Source organism: Burkholderia sp. Se-20378 (assembly GCF_017104665.1).
GTDB classification, from domain to species: domain Bacteria; phylum Pseudomonadota; class Gammaproteobacteria; order Burkholderiales; family Burkholderiaceae; genus Burkholderia; species Burkholderia lata.
Map to the genome: position 1 here is coordinate 1 of NZ_JAAGPG010000795.1, position 2,856 is coordinate 2,856.

4 protein-coding genes are annotated in these 2,856 nt (G+C 66.5%); all 4 read right to left on the bottom strand.

Features of this window, described 5'->3' with window-relative positions; all coding sequences use genetic code 11:
- Positions 1–423, bottom strand: a 423-nt coding sequence (locus G3N93_RS37605; protein WP_206135289.1) for an Hpt domain-containing protein, incomplete at its 3' end; no start/stop codon positions are given.
- Positions 424–456: 33 nt separating this feature from the next.
- A complete protein-coding gene (locus G3N93_RS37610) occupies positions 457–834 on the bottom strand; it encodes a response regulator (protein ID WP_011350594.1) in 378 nt (125 codons plus the stop codon).
- Positions 835–858: 24 nt separating this feature from the next.
- Complete coding sequence (motB, locus tag G3N93_RS37615) at positions 859–1,881, bottom strand: flagellar motor protein MotB (RefSeq protein ID WP_174940073.1); 1,023 nt, start codon at positions 1,879–1,881, stop codon at positions 859–861.
- A gap of 13 nt (positions 1,882–1,894) precedes the next feature.
- Positions 1,895–2,749, bottom strand: coding sequence for a flagellar motor stator protein MotA (gene motA / locus G3N93_RS37620; RefSeq protein WP_206135290.1), 855 nt, complete (start codon positions 2,747–2,749; stop codon positions 1,895–1,897).
- Positions 2,750–2,856 lie beyond the last annotated feature (107 nt).

Below are 2,856 nucleotides of genomic sequence, written 5' to 3' on the forward strand. Positions count from 1 at the left end.
AGCTGGCGCAGCCGCAGCCGGCGCACCCGCGCCGCTCTCGGCCTTCAGCCGTTCGAGCTTCGCGCAGATCGTCGCGGCGGCGGCCGCGTCCGGTTCGGCGCTCGCGCGGTAGTCGACGAGCTGGTCGGACAGCACGTCCTTCGTCTCCAGGAACGCGTCGACCATTTCCTTGGTCAGCGTCAGCTCATGGTTGCGTGCGCGGTCGAGCAGCGATTCGAGGATGTGCGTCGTATCGGTCAGCGCGGAAAAACCGAACGTCGCCGCGCCGCCCTTGATCGAATGCGCGGCGCGGAAGATCGCTGCCAGATCCTCGGGGTCGGGCGAGCCGACGTCGAGGTTCAGCAGCAACTGCTCCATCTGTGCGAGCAGCTCGTCCGCTTCGTCGAAAAATGTCTGGTAGAACTGAGTGATGTCGAGAGTCATGCCCGGTCCCGGGTTGAATGCGTCGCGTGAATGTCAGGAGGCGGCCGGTTCGGACAGCGTCGCGACCAGGTCGACCAGCACGGCGGGATCGATCGGCTTCTCGATCCAGCCGGTCGCGCCCGCGTCGCGTGCGGCGTCCTTGAACGCGTCGCTGCCTTCCGTCGTCAGCACGAGGATCGGCGTTTCCGTATAGGCGGTCAGCTTGCGCAGCGCGGCGATCACTTCGAGCCCGCTCTTGCGCGGCATGTTCTGGTCGGTCAGCACCAGGTCGTACGGCACGGTGGCCGCCAGGTCGAAGCCGGCCTCGCCGTCCGGCGCCACCGTCACGTCGTAGCCGGCCTGCATCAGCGTTGCCTGCAGCAGCGCACGCATGGTCGCGGAGTCGTCGATGGCGAGAATGGTTCGGATCATGTCTGTCTCGGAATCTTGTAAACGTCAGGGTTTCGGCGCGGCGACGGCGACGGCGGACGCCGCGAGCGCCGGGCGCACGGCCGGCGCCGGGGCCAGCTGCTGCGCGAGCTGCTGCGAGCCGGCCGCATCGGCCGACAGCGTCGTGGTCGTCGCATCGTCGCGCATCAGCGCCTCTTCGGATTTGCGGTTCAGCACGATCACGCTGATCCGGCGGTTTTCCGGATCGAGCGGGTCGGCCTTGTTCAGGTTCTGCGTCGACGCGAGGCCGAGCACGCGCAGCACTTTCGCCTCGTCCATGCCGCCGGCGATCAGCTCGCGGCGCGACGCGTTCGCACGGTCGGCCGACAGCTCCCAGTTGCTGTAGCCGCCCTCGCCGCCCGAGTACGGCACGGCGTCGGTGTGGCCCTGGACGATGATCCGGTTCGGCACGTCGTTCAGCGTCTTGCCGATCTCGCGCAGGATGTCGCGCATGTACGGCTCGACGTTGTCGCTCGACATCGCGAACATCGGCCGCTTCTGCGTGTCGACGATCTCGATGCGCAGCCCCATCAGCGTGGAATCGATGCGGATCTGCTGCTTGAACTGGCGCAGCGTCGGGTTGGCCTCGATCGCGGCCATCAGCTTGATCTGCAGGTCGTGCAGGCGCGCCTGTTCGAGCCGGTCCTGCGCACCCTGCGCCTGCGACCGGGAATGCTCGTCGCCCATCTTCGCGAGGCGTTCGGCGAGTTGCGTCGTACCGTCGGTGCGGCGCAGCGTGCCGGCGTCGACGCTCGACAGGTCGCGGCCGCCGCCGTTGATGATGCTGGAATCCTGCGAGCTGCGGTCGCCGCTGCCGAACAGCGCGGCCTTCAGCGGCGTGTTGAAGTATTCGGCGATCCCCTTCATCTGCACCGGCGTGACCGAGCTCAGCAGCCACATCAGCAGGAAGAACGCCATCATCGCGGTCATGAAGTCCGCGTACGCGAGCTTCCATGCGCCGCCGTGGTGGCCCTTCTTCGACGGGGCCACCCGCTTGACGACGATTGCGCGATCCTTGCTCTTGCTCATTGGGCGCTCCGCGTCACTTCGCCTTCACGCGGCGCACATGTTCTTCGAGTTCCGAGAACGACGGGCGCTCGGTCGAGAACAGCACCTTGCGGCCGAACTCGACCGCAATCGCCGGCGCATAGCCGTTCAGCGTCGCGAGGATCGTCACCTTGATGCACTGGAACATCTTGGTCGACTCGGCGACGCGCTGCTCCGCGAGGCTCGCGAGCGGCCCGATCAGCCCGTACGACAGCAGGATCCCGAGGAACGTGCCGACCAGCGCCTGCGCGATCATCGCGCCGAGCACCGCGGGCGGCTTGTCGGCGGACGCCATCGTGTGGACGACGCCCATCACGGCCGCGACGATGCCGAACGCCGGCATCGCGTCGCCGACGCGCATCAGTGCGTGCGCGGGGCCTTCGCCTTCCGCGTGGTGCGTCTCGATCTCCTCGTCCATCAGGCTTTCGATCTCGAACGCGTTCATGTTGCCGCCCACCATCAGGCGCAGGTAGTCGGTCAGGAATTCGACGATGTGATGATCGGCGAGGATCTTCGGGTATTGCGTGAAGATCGGGCTCTTTTCCGGATCGTCGATGTCGGCCTCGAGCGTGAGCGTGCCTTCCTTGCGTGCCTTCGCGAGCAGCACGTAAAGAAGCGCCATCAGCTCCATGTAGACATCCTTCGTGTATTTCGAGCCCTTGAAGAGCGTCGGCAGCACGCGCAGCGTGGCCTTGATGGTCTTGCCGCCGTTGCCGAGGATGAACGCGCCGACACCGGCACCCACGATCATCAGGATCTCGACGGGCTGGATCAAGGCGCCCAGATGCCCGCCTGCCAGCGCATAACCGCCGAAGACGGACAACAGCGTCACGATCGCCAGCACGCGCAGCGTGTCGTACGCCGATTCCGCGTGATCGAAGCCGGCTTGCGCATCGGTGAACTGGAAGTTGCGCAGCGCCTCGCTCGCCGTCGCGAGGTCGTTGAAGCTCGCCTGGA